Annotated in this window: 15 protein-coding genes; all 15 read right to left on the bottom strand. The window is 69.2% G+C overall.

Features of this window, described 5'->3' with window-relative positions; translation table 11 throughout:
* Window positions 1–61: 61 nt before the first annotated feature.
* The 15 genes from pyk to rpe all read right to left on the bottom strand — a co-directional run bounded on the left by pyk (window position 62) and on the right by rpe (window position 17293).
* Entirely contained in the window at window positions 62–1477 is a 1416-nt protein-coding gene (pyk, locus tag ACFVV5_RS04800) for a pyruvate kinase (RefSeq protein ID WP_387239749.1), read from the bottom strand.
* A gap of 90 nt (window positions 1478–1567) precedes the next feature.
* A complete protein-coding gene (locus tag ACFVV5_RS04805; RefSeq protein WP_387239752.1) occupies window positions 1568–3025 on the bottom strand; it encodes a glutamate synthase subunit beta in 1458 nt (485 codons plus the stop codon).
* Window positions 3018–7592: a glutamate synthase large subunit gene (gene gltB, locus ACFVV5_RS04810; RefSeq protein ID WP_387239755.1), complete on the bottom strand. Its 4575-nt coding sequence runs from the start codon at window positions 7590–7592 to the stop codon at window positions 3018–3020. The genes ACFVV5_RS04805 and gltB overlap by 8 nt, the downstream gene beginning before the upstream one ends.
* Window positions 7593–7742: 150 nt before the next feature.
* The gene (lgt, locus tag ACFVV5_RS04815) at window positions 7743–8726 is read right to left on the bottom strand and encodes a prolipoprotein diacylglyceryl transferase (protein ID WP_387239758.1); all 984 of its coding nucleotides are present in this window, start codon (window positions 8724–8726) and stop codon (window positions 7743–7745) included.
* 72 nt (window positions 8727–8798) lie between these two features.
* Window positions 8799–9590: a tryptophan synthase subunit alpha gene (gene trpA / locus ACFVV5_RS04820; protein WP_387240111.1), complete on the bottom strand. Its 792-nt coding sequence runs from the start codon at window positions 9588–9590 to the stop codon at window positions 8799–8801.
* An 11-nt stretch (window positions 9591–9601) separates the two neighbouring features.
* Complete coding sequence (gene trpB, locus ACFVV5_RS04825) at window positions 9602–10813, bottom strand: tryptophan synthase subunit beta (protein ID WP_387239761.1); 1212 nt, start codon at window positions 10811–10813, stop codon at window positions 9602–9604.
* A complete protein-coding gene (trpC, locus tag ACFVV5_RS04830) occupies window positions 10814–11584 on the bottom strand; it encodes an indole-3-glycerol phosphate synthase TrpC (protein WP_387239764.1) in 771 nt (256 codons plus the stop codon).
* Window positions 11585–11587: 3 nt separating this feature from the next.
* Entirely contained in the window at window positions 11588–11818 is a 231-nt protein-coding gene (locus ACFVV5_RS04835; protein WP_387239767.1) for a DUF6704 family protein, read from the bottom strand.
* A gap of 106 nt (window positions 11819–11924) precedes the next feature.
* A complete protein-coding gene (locus ACFVV5_RS04840) occupies window positions 11925–12779 on the bottom strand; it encodes a Trp biosynthesis-associated membrane protein (RefSeq protein ID WP_387239770.1) in 855 nt (284 codons plus the stop codon).
* Window positions 12763–14322, bottom strand: a complete 1560-nt coding sequence (locus tag ACFVV5_RS04845) for an anthranilate synthase component I (protein WP_387239773.1) — start codon at window positions 14320–14322, stop codon at window positions 12763–12765. The genes ACFVV5_RS04840 and ACFVV5_RS04845 overlap by 17 nt, the downstream gene beginning before the upstream one ends.
* Window positions 14319–14696: a phosphoribosyl-AMP cyclohydrolase gene (gene hisI / locus ACFVV5_RS04850; protein WP_387239776.1), complete on the bottom strand. Its 378-nt coding sequence runs from the start codon at window positions 14694–14696 to the stop codon at window positions 14319–14321. Before hisI ends, ACFVV5_RS04845 begins: the two co-directional genes overlap by 4 nt.
* Window positions 14693–15457, bottom strand: a complete 765-nt coding sequence (gene hisF, locus ACFVV5_RS04855) for an imidazole glycerol phosphate synthase subunit HisF (protein WP_387239779.1) — start codon at window positions 15455–15457, stop codon at window positions 14693–14695. Before hisF ends, hisI begins: the two co-directional genes overlap by 4 nt.
* Window positions 15457–16296 carry an ATP phosphoribosyltransferase gene (gene hisG / locus ACFVV5_RS04860; RefSeq protein ID WP_387239782.1) on the bottom strand — a complete coding sequence of 280 codons (840 nt, stop codon included), beginning with the start codon at window positions 16294–16296 and terminating at the stop codon, window positions 15457–15459. Before hisG ends, hisF begins: the two co-directional genes overlap by 1 nt.
* A gap of 46 nt (window positions 16297–16342) precedes the next feature.
* Window positions 16343–16606, bottom strand: a complete 264-nt coding sequence (locus tag ACFVV5_RS04865; protein WP_387239785.1) for a phosphoribosyl-ATP diphosphatase — start codon at window positions 16604–16606, stop codon at window positions 16343–16345.
* Window positions 16607–16618: 12 nt separating this feature from the next.
* Entirely contained in the window at window positions 16619–17293 is a 675-nt protein-coding gene (gene rpe, locus ACFVV5_RS04870; protein ID WP_387239788.1) for a ribulose-phosphate 3-epimerase, read from the bottom strand.

A 17293-nucleotide genomic window follows, 5' to 3' on the forward strand; every position in this document is an offset into this window, starting at 1 on the left:
CGGGCGCCCGCACATGACGACGGCCCCCGATCGCTCGGGGGCCGTCGCTGTCATCCGGTTCTCAGAGAACGTCGCCGACGCGGTGGACGCGGATGTCGTTGGTGGTTCCAGGGATTCCGGGAGGGGATCCCGAGATGATGATGACCTTGTCGCCGTTCTCGGCGAGGCCCGTGGACTTGAGCGCCTCGTCGACCTGCGCCACCATCTGGTCGGTGTGGGTCACCCGCGAGACGACGAATGACTCCACGCCCCAGTTGAGCGACATGCGGCGGCGGATCGACTCCTCCGGCGTGAACGCGAGGATGGGGATCTTGCTGCGCAGGCGCGACATGCGTCGCGCCGACTCGCCCGACTCGGTGAACACGCAGAGGTACTTGGCCTCCACGAAGTCGGCGACCTCGACGGCCGCCAGGGTGATGGCGCCGCTCTGGGTGCGCGGGCGGGTGCCCAGCGGAGCGATGCGGTCGAGTCCGTGCTCCTCGGTGGAGCTGACGATGCGGGCCATGGTCTGCACGGTGATCACCGGATACTCGCCGACGCTGGTCTCGCCGCTCAGCATCACGGCGTCCGCTCCGTCGAGCACGGCGTTCGCGACGTCCGAGGTCTCGGCGCGCGTGGGAACCGGGCTGGAGATCATCGACTCGAGCATCTGCGTCGCCACGATGACCGGCTTGGCCGCGCGGCGGGCGAGCTCGACGGCGCGCTTCTGCACGATCGGCACGGCCTCCAGCGGCAGCTCGACACCGAGGTCGCCACGGGCGACCATGATGGCGTCGAACGCCTCGATGATCTCCTCGAGGTTCTCCACGGCCTGCGGCTTCTCGATCTTTGCGACGACGGGGACCTTGCGGCCCTCCTCCGCCATGATCTCGTGCACGCGCTGGATGTCGGCCGCGCTGCGCACGAAGGAGAGCGCGATGAGGTCGGCGCCGAGCTTGAGGCCCCAGCGGAGGTCGGCTTCGTCCTTGTCGGAGAGCGCGGGAACGTTGACCGCGACACCCGGGAGGTTGATGCCCTTGTTGTTGGAGACGGGGCCGCCGACGATGACCTGGGTGGTCACGACGGTGCCGTCGGTCTCGAGGACCTTCACGCGCACCTTGCCGTCGTCGATCAGCAGGAAGTCGCCCGCCTTGACGTCGTTGGGCAGTCCCTTGAACGTGGTGGAGGAGATCTCCTTGGTGCCGATGATGTCGTCGATGGTGATCTTGAAGATGTCGCCTTCGGCGAGCTCGTAGGGACCGGCCTCGAACTTGCCGAGGCGGATCTTCGGGCCCTGGAGGTCGACCAGGACGGCGACCGGCTTCGCGGCGTCTCCTGCGGCCTTGCGCACGTTCGCGTAGACGCCTTCGTGGACGTCGTAGCTTCCGTGGCTCAGGTTCATTCGAGCCACGTCCACGCCCGCGTCGATGATCGCGCGGATGTTCTCATAGCTCGAGGTCGCGGGCCCGAGGGTCGCGACGATTTTCGCCCTTCTCATACTTTTCTTTGTGCTCCGTGATTCTGCGCCCCTGACGGCGCTCGATTCGGTGATGACGTGCGCGGCGGTTCCGCGCGCGCGTCCAACAATTCAGACGAGGATGCCCCGGTCGGTGGGTCGGATCGGGGACGGCAGCTGCGTCTCTCCTTCAAGATACCGGTCAACCGCTGCGGCCGCTGCACGTCCTTCTGCGATCGCCCAGACGATGAGCGACTGCCCGCGGCCCGCGTCGCCGGCGACGAACACGCCCGGCTGGCTGGTCTGGTAGTCGCCGTCGCGCTGCACATTGCCGCGCTCGTCGAAGGGGACCTGAAGCTGGTCGGACAGTTGCTCCGACTCCGGGCCGGTGAACCCGAGGGCCAGCAGCACGAGGTCGGCGGGTATCTCGCGCTCGGTGCCCGCCTTGGGAACTCGGCGTCCGTCGAGGTACTCGGTCTCCGCCACGCGGATCGCTCGCACCTCGCCGTACTCGTTAGCGAGGAACTCGACGGTCGACGCGAGGTACTCGCGGCGGCCGCCCTCCTCGTGCGCGCTCTGCATCTCGAAAAGTGTCGGGGTGGTCGGCCACGGCTGGTGGGCCGGACGCTCGCTGGGCGGCTGCGTGCCGATGGCGAGATTGGTCACCGACGCGGCGCCCTGACGGTGCGCGGTGCCGATGCAGTCCGCGCCGGTGTCGCCACCACCGAGGACCACCACGTGCTTGCCCTCGGCCGTGATCTGGTCGGCGATGCCGTCGCCGGCTCCGGCCTTGTTCTGCTGCACGAGGTACTCCATCGCGAAGTGCACCCCGCTGAGGTCACGGCCCGGGATCGGCAGGTCGCGCGGAACCATGGCGCCGGTCGCGACGACGACCGAGTCATAGCGCGCCCGCAGGTCGTCCCAGGTGATGTCCACGCCGATGTCGACGCCGGCGCGGAAGCGCGTGCCCTCGGCCATCATCTGGTTCAGTCGCGCCTCGAGGTGCTTCTTCTCCATCTTGAAGTCCGGGATGCCGTAGCGGAGCAGGCCGCCGATGCGGTCGTCGCGCTCGTACACCGCGACCGTGTGACCGGCGCGGGTGAGCTGCTGGGCGGCGGCCAGGCCGGCCGGGCCCGATCCGACGACGGCGACCGTCTTGCCGGTGAGGCGCTCCGGCGGGTGCGGCTGCACCCAGCCGTTCTGCCAGGCCTGGTCGATGATCGACACCTCGACCTGCTTGATCGTGACCGCGGGCTGGTTGATGCCGAGCACGCAGGACGACTCGCAGGGCGCCGGGCACAGACGGCCGGTGAACTCCGGGAAGTTGTTCGTCGCGTGCAGTCGCTCGATGGCCTGGCGGCCCTCGCCGCGCCACATGAGGTCGTTCCACTCCGGGATCAGGTTGCCCAGCGGGCATCCCTGATGACAGAACGGCACGCCGCAGTCCATGCAGCGGCCGGCCTGGCGGCGCAGCTGAGCCGGGTCGCCGGCCTCATAGACCTCTTTCCAGTCCATCAGGCGCACCGAGACCGGGCGGCGCTTGGGGAGCTCGCGCTCCGTAACTTTGAGGAAGCCCTTCGGGTCAGCCACCGGTCACCTCCAGAATCCTGTTCCACACGATGTCGCCGTCGGGGTCGAGCCCCTCGTCGACGGCGTCCTGACGCATTTGCAGCACGGCCGCGTAGTCCCGCGGCAGCACCTTGACGAACTTCGCGACGGTGTCGTCGAAGTCCTCGAGCAGTTTGATGGCGAGCGCCGAGTCCGTCTCCGCGACGTGACGCTCCAGGAGGTCGCGCACGATCTCCATGTCGGCGCTGCCGAGCGGCAGCAGTTCGAGCTCGCCCGTGGCGAGCGAGTCGCGGTTGACCTGCTCCTCCGTGAGCTCGTACACGTACGCCGTCCCGCCCGACATCCCGGCGCCGAGGTTGCGCCCGGTCCCGCCCAGGATGACGGCGAGGCCACCGGTCATGTACTCCAGCGCGTGATCTCCGACCCCTTCGACGACGGCGGTCGCTCCGGAGTTGCGCACCAGGAAGCGCTCGCCCACGATGCCGCGGATGAACATGCTGCCCTGCGTGGCGCCGTAGCCGATCACATTGCCTGCGATCACGTTGCGCTCGGCCGGGAACACGCTGCCCTTGTCGGGCCGGATCACGATCTGCCCGCCCGAGAGGCCCTTGCCGACGTAGTCGTTGGTGTCGCCCTCGAGGCGCAGCGTGATGCCGCTCGGCAGGAAGGCGCCCAGCGACTGGCCCGCCGACCCGGTGAGGGTGATCTCGATGGAGCCGGTGGGGAGACCGTTCTCGCCGTGGCGGACCGTCACCTCGTGGCCGAGCATCGTGCCGACGGCCCGCTCCGTGTTTCGGATCGGGAGGTCGATCTCGATGTGCCCGCCGTTCGCCAGCACGTCGGCGCTGCGTTCGATCAGCTGGTTGTCGAAGTGCTTCTCGAGCTCGTGGTCCTGGTGACGGCCGTTCTTGCGGGGCGCGTCGTCGGGGAACTCCGGCCCGGTCAGGATGGGCGAGAGGTCGAGCCCCGACGCCTTCCAGTGGTCGATGGCCCCGTTCACGTCGAGCAGTTCGCTGTGGCCGATGGCCTCGTCGAGCGTGCGGAAGCCGAGCTCACCGAGGTACTCGCGCACCTCCTGGGCGATGAACTCGAAGAAGTTCACGACGAACTCCGGCTTGCCCGAGAAGCGGGAGCGCAGCTCGGGGTTCTGGGTGGCGACGCCCACCGGGCAGGTGTCGAGGTGGCAGACGCGCATCATGATGCAGCCCGAGACCACCAGCGGCGCCGTCGCGAAGCCGAACTCCTCAGCGCCGAGCAGCGCGCCGACGATCACGTCGCGACCAGTCTTCAACTGACCGTCGACCTGTACGACGACGCGGTCGCGCATCCCGTTGAGCATCAGCGTCTGCTGGGTCTCGGCGAGGCCGAGCTCCCACGGCGTGCCCGCATGCTTCAGCGAGTTGACCGGGGACGCGCCCGTTCCGCCGTCGTGGCCGGACACGAGCACGACGTCGGCGAGTGCTTTGGCGACACCGGCGGCGACCGCACCGATGCCCGATTCGCTCACCAGCTTGACGTGCACGCGGGCGTTCGGGTTGGCGCGCTTGAGGTCGAAGATCAGCTGCTTGAGGTCTTCGATCGAGTAGATGTCGTGGTGCGGCGGCGGCGAGATGAGGCCGACGCCCGCGGTCGCGTGACGGGTGCGGGCGACCCACGGGTACACCTTGGTCGGAGGCAGCTGGCCGCCCTCGCCGGGCTTGGCGCCCTGGGCGAGCTTGATCTGGATGTCGTCGGCGTGGGTCAGGTACATCGACGTGACGCCGAACCGGCCGGAGGCGACCTGCTTGATCGCGCTGCGGCGCTCGGGGTCGAGCAGGCGGTCGAGGTCTTCGCCGCCCTCGCCCGTGTTCGACTTGGCGCCGAGCCGGTTCATGGCGATCGCCAGCGTCTCGTGGGCTTCCTTCGAGATGGAGCCGTAGCTCATCGCGCCGGTCGAGAACCGCTTGACGATCGACTCGACCGACTCGACCTCGTCGAGCGGCACCGGCGGCCGCACACCGGTCTGCAGCTTGAACATGCCGCGCAGGGTCATGAGCGACTCGGCCTGGTTGTCGACCTGGTCGGTGTACTGCTTGAAGATGTCGTAGCGGCGCATGCGCGTCGAGTGCTGGAGCCGGAACACGGTCTCCGGGTTGAAGAGGTGCGGTGCACCGTCACGACGCCACTGGTACTCGCCGCCGGTCGCGAGACGCTCATGCGCGAGCGCTGCGCCCTCGGACGGGTACGCGCTGGTGTGGCGGGACATGTTCTCGGAGGAGATCACCTCGATGCCGACGCCGCCGAGCTTGCTCGTGGTGCCGGTGAAGTACTGGTCGACGAACTCCTGGCTGAGGCCGACCGCCTCGAAGGCCTGGGCGCCGGCATAGGACGACACAGTCGAGATGCCCATCTTCGACATGATCTTCAGCACACCCTTGCCGAGCGCCTTGATCACGTTCTTGACGGCCTTCTCGGGGCTGACGCCCGTGATCATGCCACTGCGGACGAGCTCCTCGCAGGTCTCCATCGCCAGGTACGGGTTGATCGCCGATGCGCCGTAGCCGATGAGGAGTGCGACGTGGTGGACCTCCCGCACATCGCCGGCCTCGACGATGATGCCCACCTTCATGCGGTTCTCCGCACGGATGAGATGGTGGTGCACCGCCGCCAGCATGAGCAGCGACGGGATGGGGGCGAGGTCTTTGGTGGAGTCGCGGTCGCTCAGCACGATGAACTGGGCGCCGGCCTCGATGGCCTCGTCGACCTCGTCGCACATCTCGGCGAGGCGCGCCTTCATCGCGTCCGGACCGGATTCGACCCGGTAGAGACCCCTGACCGTCGTGGTCAGCCTGCTTCCCGGGCGCGGGTCGATGTGCTGGATCTTGGCGAGCTCGTCGTTGTCGATCACCGGGAAGTCGAGGACGACCTGGCGGGCGTGCTCCGGGCCCGCCGAGAGCAGGTTGCGCTCCGGGCCGAGGCCGAGCTTCAGCGAGGTGACGACTTCTTCGCGGATGGAGTCGAGCGGCGGGTTCGTGACCTGCGCGAACTGCTGGGTGAAGTAGTCGAAGAGCAGGCGCGGGCGCTCCGAGAGCACCGCGACGGGCGTGTCCGACCCCATGGCGCCGAGGGGTTCCGCACCCGTCGTCGCCATCGGCTTGAGCAGGATGCGCACCTCCTCCTCCGTGTAGCCGAAGGTGCGCTGGCGCCGCGTGATCGACGCGGGGGTGTGCACGATGTGCTCGCGCTCGGGGAGGTCTTTGAGGTTGATGCGGCCCTCGTCGAGCCACTCGCCGTAGGGCGCGCCTGCGGCGAGCTCCGCCTTGATCTCGTCGTCCTCGATGAGGCGTCCGGCGACCGTGTCGACCAGGAACATGCGGCCGGGTCGCAGACGTCCCTTGCGCACGACCCTGCTCGGCTCGATGTCGAGCACGCCGATCTCGCTGGCGAGCACCACCAGGCCGTCGTTCGTCACGACATAGCGGCCGGGGCGCAGCCCGTTGCGGTCGAGGGTCGCTCCGACCACCGAACCGTCGGTGAAGACGATCGCGGCAGGGCCGTCCCAGGGCTCCATCAGCATCGAGTTGTACTCGTAGAAGTCGCGGCGCACGGGCTCGAGACCGGGTTGGTTCTCCCACGCCTCCGGCACCATCATCATCACGGCGTGCGGAAGCGAGCGGCCGGAGAGCGAGAGCAGCTCCACCACCTCGTCGAACGACGCCGAGTCGCTCGCGCCGGGCGTGACGATCGGCAGCACGGGCGCCAGGTCGCCGAGCAGTTCGCTCTCGAGCTGCGACTGCCGCGCGCGCATCCAGTTGCGGTTGCCCTGCACGGTGTTGATCTCGCCGTTGTGCGCGATCAGGCGGAACGGCTGCGCGAGCGGCCACGACGGGAAGGTGTTCGTGGAGTAGCGCGAGTGGACGAGCGCCAGTTTGGAGGCGAATCGCTGGTCGGAGAGGTCGGGGTAGAACGGCTCCAGCTGGAGCGTGGTGACCATTCCCTTGTAGACCAGCGTGCGGCTGGACAGCGAGGTGAAGTACACGTCGAGTTCGCGCTCGACGCGCTTGCGCAGGAAGAAGGTCTGGCGGTCGAGCAGGATCCCGCTCACCGGCTCGCCGTCGTCCGTGCGGGTGCTCGACACGAACAGCTGCTCGATCGCCGGCATCGCGTCACGCGCCAGGTTCCCGATCTCGTCGGGGCGCACCGGCACGTCGCGCCAGCCGATCACGGCGAGCTCCTGCTCGATCGCGATCGCCTCGATGGCGGCCTTCACCGCCGCACGCTCCCCCGGCTCCACCGGGAGGAAGGCGTTGCCGACCGCGTACGCGCCGGGTGCGGGGAGTTCGAGCCCCGCGACGGCGCGCAGGAATGCGTCCGGAACCTGGGTGATGATGCCGGCTCCGTCACCGGTGCCGGCGTCGGAACCGACAGCGCCACGGTGCTCGAGGTTGCGCAGGGCGTTCAGCGCCGCGTCGATGATGTCGTGCCCGGCGGTGCCACGCAGCGTGGCCACCATCGCGAGACCGCACGCGTCCTTCTCGAAGGCAGGGTCGTAGAGACCCTGCTTCACAGGGGTCGTGCTGAAGCGGGTGTGGGGAAGCGTAAGCGCCATCTTTCGACCGTCCTCACGTTGATACGTAATTGCGGGGGGACGCCATCGGCCCGGGGACTGGGGAGGGTTCCGCCGCTCTCGGCAGCCCTGGTGCGGGCTGGGGAGTCGGTGCGGTCAGAGGTGCTTCAGGGTTTCCTCGACAGGTGGACTTTACGAGCCGAGTGAGCTTGTGGCTTTGGCTGCGCCCGGTTCGTTCGGCTCGATGGCGTCATCGCCATGATCCTCATCGTCCGAATCGGTGTCGTCAGAGTCTACCTCAGCATCCGGCCGAACCCATTCACGACCCGGTCGGTACACCCCGGGCTCGAGTCCGGGGTGGCGACGGGTCTGCGTGACGAGCAGCACGATGCCGAGCACGACGGCCAGGAAAGCCGCCCAGACGTTGCTCTGGATGCCGAGGACCGAGAACTCGCTCGGGTCGATGCGGATCGACTCCAGGTAGGAGCGGCCGAGGCCGTACCAGATGAGGTAAACCGCGAACGTCTTGCCCCAGCGGAGCTGGAATCGCCGCTCCAGGAACAGGATCACGGCGATGCCGATCACATTCCAGATGATCTCGTAGAGGAACAACGGCTGGAACAGCGTGCCGTCGGGGAGGCCGACCGGGATCGCCTTGTTGCCGGCGTCGATCTGGAGGCCCCACGGCACATTGGTGGGCAGGCCGAAGAGCTCCTGGTTGAAGTAGTTGCCGAAGCGGCCGATGGCCTGGGCGAGCAGCAGCGCGGGCGCCAGCACGTCGGCGAAGGACCAGAACCGGATGCCCGACAGCCGGCACCCGATGTAGGCGCCGATCGCGCCACCGATCAGCGAGCCGAAGATCGCGTTCCCGCCGTCCCAGATGAACAGGACGTTCCAGAGGTTGGCGCCCGGGTAGAAGTAGTCGGCCGGGTGAGTGATCACGTGGTAGAGGCGGGCACCGATGATGCCGAGCGGAACGGCCCACAGGATGATGTCGAGCACGACGCCCGGCTCTCCGCCGCGCTTGGTGAGGCGGCGCGAGGTCCAGATCGCGGCCACGATGATGCCGATCAGGATGATGAGCGCATAGGTCGTCACGCGGTACGGCCAGAACGGCAGAGGAATCTGCTGCCACTCGGGTCCCGGGCTGGGAATGCTCGCGTACCAGCTGCTCATCGTCGCAAACACCCGATGACTCACCTTTCGTGTTGATCAGACCGCGCGGAACGTGCGCGCGGCCACCATAGTCTATTTGGCTTTGGCCGTGCCCTCGGACAGTGCGGCGGCCACGTGGGCGACCCGCTCGACACCGCCGTCGGACAGTGCTTTCACGAGGGCGGAGCCGACGATCGCACCGTCGGCGTACTCGAGCACCTCCGCCACCTGGGCGGCCGTCGAGATGCCGAGGCCGACGCAGGTGCTGGTGGCGCCGACGTCGCGGAGCCGGGCGACGAGCGATCGCGCCGCGGAGTCCACGTCGGTGCGGGCGCCCGTGATGCCCATGGTCGAGACGGCGTAGACGAACCCGCGGCTCGCCTCGACCGCCTGACGCAGCCGCGCCTCCGTCGACGACGGCGCCGCGAGGAAGACACGGTCGAGCCCGGCGCGCTCGGAGGCGGCGAGCCAGTCGGCGCCTTCGTCCGGGATGAGGTCGGGCGTGATGAGGCCCGCTCCCCCGGCCGCGACGAGGTCGTCGGCGAACCGGTCGACGCCGTACTGCACGACGGGGTTCCAGTAGGTCATGACGAGCACGGGGACGTCGACGGCGGCGGAGATCTCGCGGACCGCGGTGAAGCCGTCGCGCAGCCGGAACCCGTTCGACAGCGCCTTCTGGGTCGCGGCCTGGATGACCGCACCGTCCATCACCGGGTCGGAGTACGGAAGGCCCAGTTCGATCACGTCGACGCCGTTGCGGGCGATGGCCACCGCGGCGTCGATGCTGGTCCGCAGGTCGGGGAACCCGGCCGGCAGGTAGCCGACCAGGGCGCCGGCTGCCTCGGCGTTGCGGCGCGCGATCGTGGTGGCGACGCGGCTCTCCACGGATGTGCTGCTCACGACTGCACCGCGTCTTCGTCGATCAGGTCGAAGTACCGGCCGGCCGTCTCCATGTCTTTGTCGCCTCGTCCGCTGAGGTTGACCAGGATGGTGCCCTCGGGTCCGAGCTCCCGGCCGAGCTTGAGGGCGCCGGCCAGCGCATGGGCCGACTCGATGGCGGGGATGATGCCCTCGGTGCGGCTGAGCAGTCGCAGGGCATCCATCGCCTCGGCATCCGAGATCGGCTCGTACTGCGCGCGTCCGATGCTGGCCAGCCAGGCGTGCTCCGGACCGACGCCCGGATAGTCGAGGCCGGCGGAGATCGAGTGGGACTCGATGGTCTGGCCGTCCTCGTCCTGCAGCAGCATGCTACGCGCGCCGTGGAGGACTCCGGGACGGCCTTTGGTGATGGTCGCAGCGTGACGCGGGGTCTCCGCTCCCTCTCCGCCGGCTTCGTACCCCACGAGCCGCACGTTTTCGTCGTCGAGGAAGGCGTGGAAGATGCCCATCGCGTTCGAGCCGCCGCCCACGCAAGCGACCACGGCATCCGGGAGCGCGCCGGTGAGGTCGAGCACCTGCTGGCGCGCCTCCTCGCCGATGATCTTCTGCAGGTCGCGGACCATGGCCGGGAACGGGTGCGGGCCTGCGACCGTGCCGAAGATGTAGTTGGTGTTCGCGACGTTGGTCACCCAGTCGCGCATCGCGTCGTTGATGGCGTCTTTGAGCGTGCGGGAGCCGGTCGTGACGGCGACGACCTCGGCGCCGAGCAGGCGCATCCTGGCCACGTTGAGCGCTTGGCGTTCGGTGTCGACCTCGCCCATGTAGATGGTGCACTCGAGACCGAAGAGGGCTGCGGCGGTGGCCGTGGCCACACCGTGCTGACCGGCTCCGGTCTCGGCGATCACCCGGGTCTTGCCGATACGCTTGGTGAGGATCGCCTGGCCGAGCACGTTGTTGATCTTGTGCGAGCCCGTGTGGTTGAGGTCTTCGCGCTTGAGGATGATGCGCGCCCCGCCGGCGTGCGCCGCGAAACGCGGTACCTCGGTGATGATCGACGGACGGCCGGTGTAGCTGCGGTTCAGCTCGTCGAGCTCGGCGTGGAAGGCCGGATCGGCCTTCGCCTCCTCCCAGGCCGTCGAGAGCTCGTCGAGGGCTGCGATGAGCGACTCGGGGACGAACCGCCCGCCGAAATCGCCGAAGTACGGACCGGTCTCGGTGCGGAGAGACATTCAGACCACCAGGAATTCCTCGAGCGTTGCGACGGGGTCGCTCGTGACGAGCGCCTCGCCGACGAGCACGACATCCGCGCCCGCGGCCCGATAGTGCGCGACGTCGTCGGCCGTCTTGACGGCGGACTCCGCGACGCGGATGACACCGGACGGGATGCGGTCGGCGAGGGTGCCGAACAGATCGCGGTCCAGTTCGAACGTGGAGAGGTTGCGGGCGTTGACGCCCACGAGCCCGGCGCCCGTGTCGAGCGCGCGACTGAGCTCATCGGCCGAGTGCGCCTCGACGAGCGCGGTCATGCCGAGCGACGTGACGAGTTCGTGCAGGGAGACGAGCTTCGCCTGGTCGAGGGCGGCGACGATGAGCAGCACGAGGTCGGCGCCTGCGGCGCGGGCCTCGAACACCTGGTACGGATCGGCGATGAACTCCTTGCGGAGCACCGGGATCGACACCGCGGCGCGCACCGCCTCGAGGTCGGCCAGCGAGCCGCGGAACCGGCGCTCCTCGGTGAGGACGCTGATGGCGCTCGCTCCGCCGGTCTCGTACGAGACGGCGAGAGCGGCCGGGTCGGGGATCTCGGCCAACGCACCGCGGGACGGGCTCGCGCGCTTCACCTCGGCGATGATCTTGACGCGCTCGGCCGGGGCCAGCGCGGCGAGTGCGTCGATCGCGGGGGCACGGTCGGCCGCAGCGGCCTCGACGACGGAGAGCGGGCGCTCGGCGCGTCGCCGCTCAGCGTCTTCGAGTGCGCCGGCGACGAGGTCGGCGAGCACGCGTCAGTGGCCCTTCGGCTGGTACTTGGGTCCGTCGACCCCGTAGCCCGCGCGCTTCATGATGGCGCCGACGATGAGGCCGACGATCGCGAGCCCGGCGGCGCCCCAGACGACGAGGGGGGCCTCGAAGTAGAACGCGACGGCACCGATGGTGAACGCGATCAGCATGATGATGACGGCCGTCCACGCCGCCGGCGAGTGACCGTGGCCTGGCTCGACTGACTCGGTGCTCATGGGACTCCTGCTCGTGAGGTGCGCTGCCGGAGCGGCCGCGCACGGGTGGATCGATGGGGTACTTCTCAAGTCTAGCGAGTAGCACCGCAGCCCTCGCGCTGCGGTCTCAGCGCGTGGGATCCTCGCCGCGGCTCAGCTCATCCCAGCTGTCGATGGCCCGATCGCGCTCCAGAGGGCGCGTCGTCCCGGTTCCGCCGGACTGCTCCCCGGCTTCGGCTGCGGCCCGGGCCTCGTCGTCGTCGGAGACCTGCGCGCGGGCATCCGGGGTCCGGGCATCCGGGGTCCGGGCGTCCGGGGTCGGAGCATCCGGCGTCGGAGTATCCGCGTCCTGTGCGTCCCGAGTCCGAGGATCGGAGGCGTGGGCGCCGTCGGGATCTTCGAAACGGGTCTCATAGCGCCGTGACGGACCCGGCCACAGCCGGGTCGTGACGATGACCGCGGCACTCGCGAGCACCAGGACGACGCCGCCGGCGATCGCGATTGCCGGCCAGATTGCGGTGTCGATGCGGGCGACGAGACGCGAAAGCGAGGCGTCGCCGGCGACTCCCGTCGCCGAGGTGATGGCGGCCGACGCGGAGCCGAGCGCGTCGCCGAGCGCGCTTCCCGCCGAGATCAGCACACTGACGCCGAGCAGGATGCCGAGGAGCGCCAGCACGATGCGGAACACCGGGCCTGCGATCGCGAGGGCCGCGGTCAGCGCGAGCCCGGCCAGGGACAGAGCCGTGAGCGCCGGCGCCGCGGCCGAGCCCTGCACGATGATCGCGCCTGCGTGGTTGGCCGCCGCGGTCAGGGTCACCGAGAACCAGGTCTGGGTGGAAGCGAGCAGCGTGAGCCCGCTCCCGATCACGAGCAGCAGCAGCGTCAGGTATTTGGCGCCCCGCGAGACACGGCGCGGGGTGCGGGCCTCTGCGGCCTCCTCAACCTCTCCGGCGGGCTCCACCGGCTCAGTCGCGTCCGACACCCTGCACCCGCCTCATCGCGTTCGCGACGGCGACGGCGCGCAACGGCGCCGCCGCCTTGTTCTGCGATTCCTGGAATTCGCTCTCCGGGATCGAGTCGGCGACGAGCCCGCCGCCCGCCTGCACGTAGGCGACGCCGTCCATGATGGTGGCGGTGCGGATCGCGATCGCGAGGTCGGCGTCGCCGGCGAAGCCGAAGTAGCCGATCACGCCGCCGTAGACCCCGCGCTGCGCCGGCTCCAGTTCGTCGATGATCTCCAGCGCCCGTGGCTTGGGCGCGCCGGACAGCGTGCCGGCCGGGAAGGTCGCCCGGAACACGTCGATGGCGGTGGCCGTCGGCAGAAGGTCGCCTTCGACGGAGGAGACGATGTGCATTATGTGGCTGAACCGCTCCACGCGCATGAACTCGGTCACCTCGACCGAGCCCGCCTCGCACACCTTCAGCAGGTCGTTGCGGGCCAGGTCCACGAGCATCAGGTGCTCGGCGCGCTCTTTGTCGTCGCCGAGCAGCGTGGCCTCGAGGTCGAGATCCTCCTCCGGCGTCGCACCTCGCGGTTTCGAACCGGCGATCGGATGCGTGAACGCGCGTCCGTTCTGCACCTTCACCAGCGCCTCGGGCGACGAGCCGACGATCGAGTACGCTCCCCCGTCGGGCCGCTCGAGCGCGAGCAAGTACATGTACGGGCTCGGGTTGAGGCTCCGGAGCACACGGTACACGTCGAGCGGATGCGCGGAGCATTCGAGCTCGAAGCGCTGCGAGATCACGACCTGGAAGATGTCCCCGTCGACGATCCGCTCCTTGGCGGTGACCACCGAGGCGAGGAAGTCCTCCCGTCGCGTGCGGGACACCGGGTCGGCGGGCGTTGCGAGGTCGACTTCGGCCAGCCAGGCCTCGGACGGCAAGGCGAGCCCGGTCTGCATGGCGTCGAGCCGGCCCTGGGCCTCCGCCCACAGCGCGTCCGCGTCGTCGACGCCGTCGTTGAGGACGTTGGCGATGAGCTGCACGGTGCCGGAGCGATGGTCGATCACCACGAGGTCGGCGGAGAACGCCAGCGCCTGCCCGGGCACGTCGAAGTCGGCGGGAGGCTGGTGCGGCAGACGCTCGATCTGCCGGATGGCCTCCCAGCCGATGAAGCCGACCAGGCCTCCGGTGAGGGGCGGGAGTCCCTCGATCCGCGGCGTCTGCCAGCGGGCGTAGAGGGCGGCCAGCGCCTCGAGCGGCGGAAGGTCCGCAGCGGTGCCGAGCGCGCGCTCGGCCGAGACGCCGTAGTCGAGCCAGCGCACTGCGTCCCCCTCCTGCGAGAGCACGCCGAACGACGAGACGCCCACGAACGAGAAGCGCGACCAGATCCCGCCCTGCTCCGCGGACTCCAGCAGGAACGTGCCCGGCCGGCTCGCGGCGAGCTTGCGGTAGATGCCGACCGGGGTCTCCCCGTCGGCGAAGAGCTCGCGCACCACGGGCACGACACGGTGGTCGGCGAGCAGGGACCCGAAGTCGTCGCGGGAGGTGGATCCGGTGGGGGCCGTCGAGCCGGTGGCGATCACGATGCCTCCGCTGCGTCTGGCGCGGCGCCGACGACGGGCGCGAGCTGATCGCCGTCGAAGCAGGTGCGCGTGCCGGTGTGGCAGGCCGCGCCGATCTGCTCGACGGTCACCAGCAGGGTGTCCCCGTCGCAGTCGAGCGCGGCCGACTTCACGTACTGGACGTTCCCGGAGGTGTCCCCTTTGCGCCAGTACTCCTGGCGCGATCGCGACCAGAAGGTCACCCGGCCCTCCGTCATCGTGCGGCGGAACGCCTCGGCGTCCATCCAGCCCAGCATGAGCACCTCGCGGGAGTCCCACTGCTGGATGATCGCGGGGACCAGCCCGTCGCCGTTGAACGTGATGCGATCGAGGATCGCGGTGTCGACTGCGCTCATGACCTGACCTCCAAGCCTGCCCGGACGAGTTCTTCTTTGACGTCGCCGATCGTCATCTCACCGGAGTGGAAGACGCTCGCGGCGAGCACCGCATCCGCCCCCGCCTCGATGGCCGGCACGAAGTCGGTGACCTTGCCCGCTCCGCCTGACGCGATCACTGGGACGCTGCTGATGCCACGCATCAGGCGGATCAGCTCCGTGTCGAAGCCTTCTTTCGTGCCGTCGGCGTCGATCGAGTTCACGAGCAGTTCGCCCGCGCCCAGCTCGATCGCCCGCGCCGCCCACTCCAGAGCGTCGAGGTCGGTCTCGGTGCGCCCTCCGTGCGTGGTGACGACGAAACCGGATGCGGTCGCCGCCGAGCGCTTGACGTCGAGCGAGAGCACCAGCACCTGGGCGCCGAACCGGTCGGCGATCTCGCCGACGAGCGCCGGGCGCGCGATGGCGGCGGAGTTGACGCCCACCTTGTCCGCGCCGCTGGCGAGCAGTCGTGAGACGTCCTCCGTGCTGCGCACGCCGCCGCCGACGGTCAGCGGGATGAACACCTGCTCGGCCGTCGCGCGGACGACGTCGTAGGTGGTCGACCGGTTGTCGACCGTGGCGGTGACGTCGAGGAAGGTGAGCTCGTCGGCGCCCTGCTCGTAGTAGGAGCGCGCCAGCTCGACCGGGTCGCCGGCGTCGCGGAGGTTCTGGAAGTTGACACCCTTGACCACGCGGCCGGCGGCCACGTCCAGACACGGGATGACCCTGACCGCGACCGACATCAGATGCGCGCCGCGTGGATCGAGGTGACCAGGATCGCCCGGGCGCCGAGCTCGTACAGGGCGTCCATGATGTGGTTGGTGCGGTCGCTCTTGATCATGACGCGCACGGCCACCCAGTCGGGCTCGCCCAGCGGGGAGACGGTCGGCGACTCCACACCGGGCGTGAGGGCGACGGCCTGGTCGAGCAGGGCGACCGGGAGGTTGTAGTCGACGAGCACGTACTGGCGGGCGACCATCACGCCCTGCAGCCGGCGCAGCAGCGTGTCGACACCGGACGCCGGTGAGGCCGACGAGATGAGCACGGCCTCCGACTCGAGGATCACCGGGCCGAAGATCTCGAGGCCCTGCTTGCGCAACGTCGTGCCGGTCTCGACGACGTCGGCGACCGCATCCGCGACCCCCAGACGCACGGCGGATTCGACCGCGCCGTCCAGCTTGATCAGCGTGGAGTCGACGCCCTTGTCGGCCAGGAAGTCGCCGACCAGGCCCGGGTAGCTGGTGGCGACGCGCTTTCCGTCGAGGTCGGCGAGATCGGTGAAGACGCCGGTGGGGCCGGCGAACCGGAAGGTGGAGGCGGCGAAGTCGAGCTCGGCGATCTCGGCGGCGGACGAACCGGAGTCGAGCAGCAGGTCGCGGCCGGTGATGCCGACGTCGAGCGCGCCGCTGCCGACATAGGTGGCGATGTCGCGCGGGCGCAGGTAGAAGAACTCGACGTCGTTGCGGGCGTCGGTGACGATCAGCTCTTTGGGGTCGCGGCGGCCGACATAGCCCGCCTCGTGCAGCATCTGAGCCGCGGTCTCGGAGAGGGAGCCCTTGTTGGGGACGGCGATTTTCAGCATGTCAGGTCAGGTCTTTCGTGTACGTGAGGGAATCAGGACAGGACTGTCACAGATGTCGGTACACGTCGGCCGGGGTGAGGCCTTTGGCCACGAGGAGCACCTGCAGGTGGTAGAGCAGCTGCGAGATCTCCTCGGCGGTGCGGTCGTCCGTCTCGTACTCGGCGGCCATCCACACCTCGGCGGCCTCTTCCACGATCTTCTTTCCGATGGCGTGCACGCCCGCATCGAGCTCGCGAACCGTGCCGGAACCCTCCGGACGGGTCACGGCCTTCTCGCTGAGCTCGGCGAAGAGGTCGTCGAAGGTTTTCACCGTTACAGGCTACTAGTTTCCGCCGGGGTGGATGTGCCGGGTCGCGGTCTCACGCAGCAACGAGATCTGCGCGGCCGGGTTCTCGGCCCGGAAGACGCTCGATCCGGCGACGAAGGTGTCCGCGCCGTTCTCGGCCGCGGTCACGATGGTCTCCTCGGTGACGCCGCCGTCGACCTGCAGCCAGACGTCGGCACCGGATGCGTCGACCGCCGCCCGTAGCTGCGCCAGCTTGGGCATCGTCTCGGTCATGAACGACTGGCCGCCGAAACCGGGCTCGACGGTCATCACGAGCACCTGGTCGAATTCGGGGAGCAGCTCGAGATAGTCGTCGGCGGGCGTGCCCGGCTTCAGTGCGATGCCCGCGCGGGCGCCCAGAGCCCGCAGGCGGCGGGCGAGCCGCACCGGATCAGCGGCCGCCTCGGCGTGGAACGTCACCGAGTACGCTCCCAGCTCGGCATAGCCGAGGCCCCAGTGGTCGGGGTCGTCGATCATCAGGTGCACGTCGAGCGGGATCGTCGACACGTCCTGGATGCGCTGAACCATCTGCGGCCCGAAGGTGAGGTTGGGCACGAAATGGTTGTCCATGACATCGACATGCACCAGATCGGCCGAGGCGATCTTCTCGAGGTCGCGCTGCATGTTCACGAAGTCGGCGGCGAGGATGCTGGGGTTGATCCGTGCTGGCAT

The organism is Leifsonia sp. NPDC058248 (assembly GCF_042881905.1).
Lineage (GTDB): Bacteria > Actinomycetota > Actinomycetes > Actinomycetales > Microbacteriaceae > Leifsonia.

Coding starts and splice junctions, on each gene's coding strand:
- pyk (WP_387239749.1), bottom strand. CDS start 1,477: ATGAGAAGGGCGAAAATCGTCGCGACCCTCGGGCCCGCGACCTCGAGC.
- gltB (WP_387239755.1), bottom strand. CDS start 7,592: ATGGCGCTTACGCTTCCCCACACCCGCTTCAGCACGACCCCTGTGAAG.
- lgt (WP_387239758.1), bottom strand. CDS start 8,726: ATGAGCAGCTGGTACGCGAGCATTCCCAGCCCGGGACCCGAGTGGCAG.
- trpB (WP_387239761.1), bottom strand. CDS start 10,813: ATGTCTCTCCGCACCGAGACCGGTCCGTACTTCGGCGATTTCGGCGGG.
- ACFVV5_RS04835 (WP_387239767.1), bottom strand. CDS start 11,818: ATGAGCACCGAGTCAGTCGAGCCAGGCCACGGTCACTCGCCGGCGGCG.
- hisI (WP_387239776.1), bottom strand. CDS start 14,696: ATGAGCGCAGTCGACACCGCGATCCTCGATCGCATCACGTTCAACGGC.
- hisF (WP_387239779.1), bottom strand. CDS start 15,457: ATGTCGGTCGCGGTCAGGGTCATCCCGTGTCTGGACGTGGCCGCCGGC.
- hisG (WP_387239782.1), bottom strand. CDS start 16,296: ATGCTGAAAATCGCCGTCCCCAACAAGGGCTCCCTCTCCGAGACCGCG.
- rpe (WP_387239788.1), bottom strand. CDS start 17,293: ATGCCAGCACGGATCAACCCCAGCATCCTCGCCGCCGACTTCGTGAAC.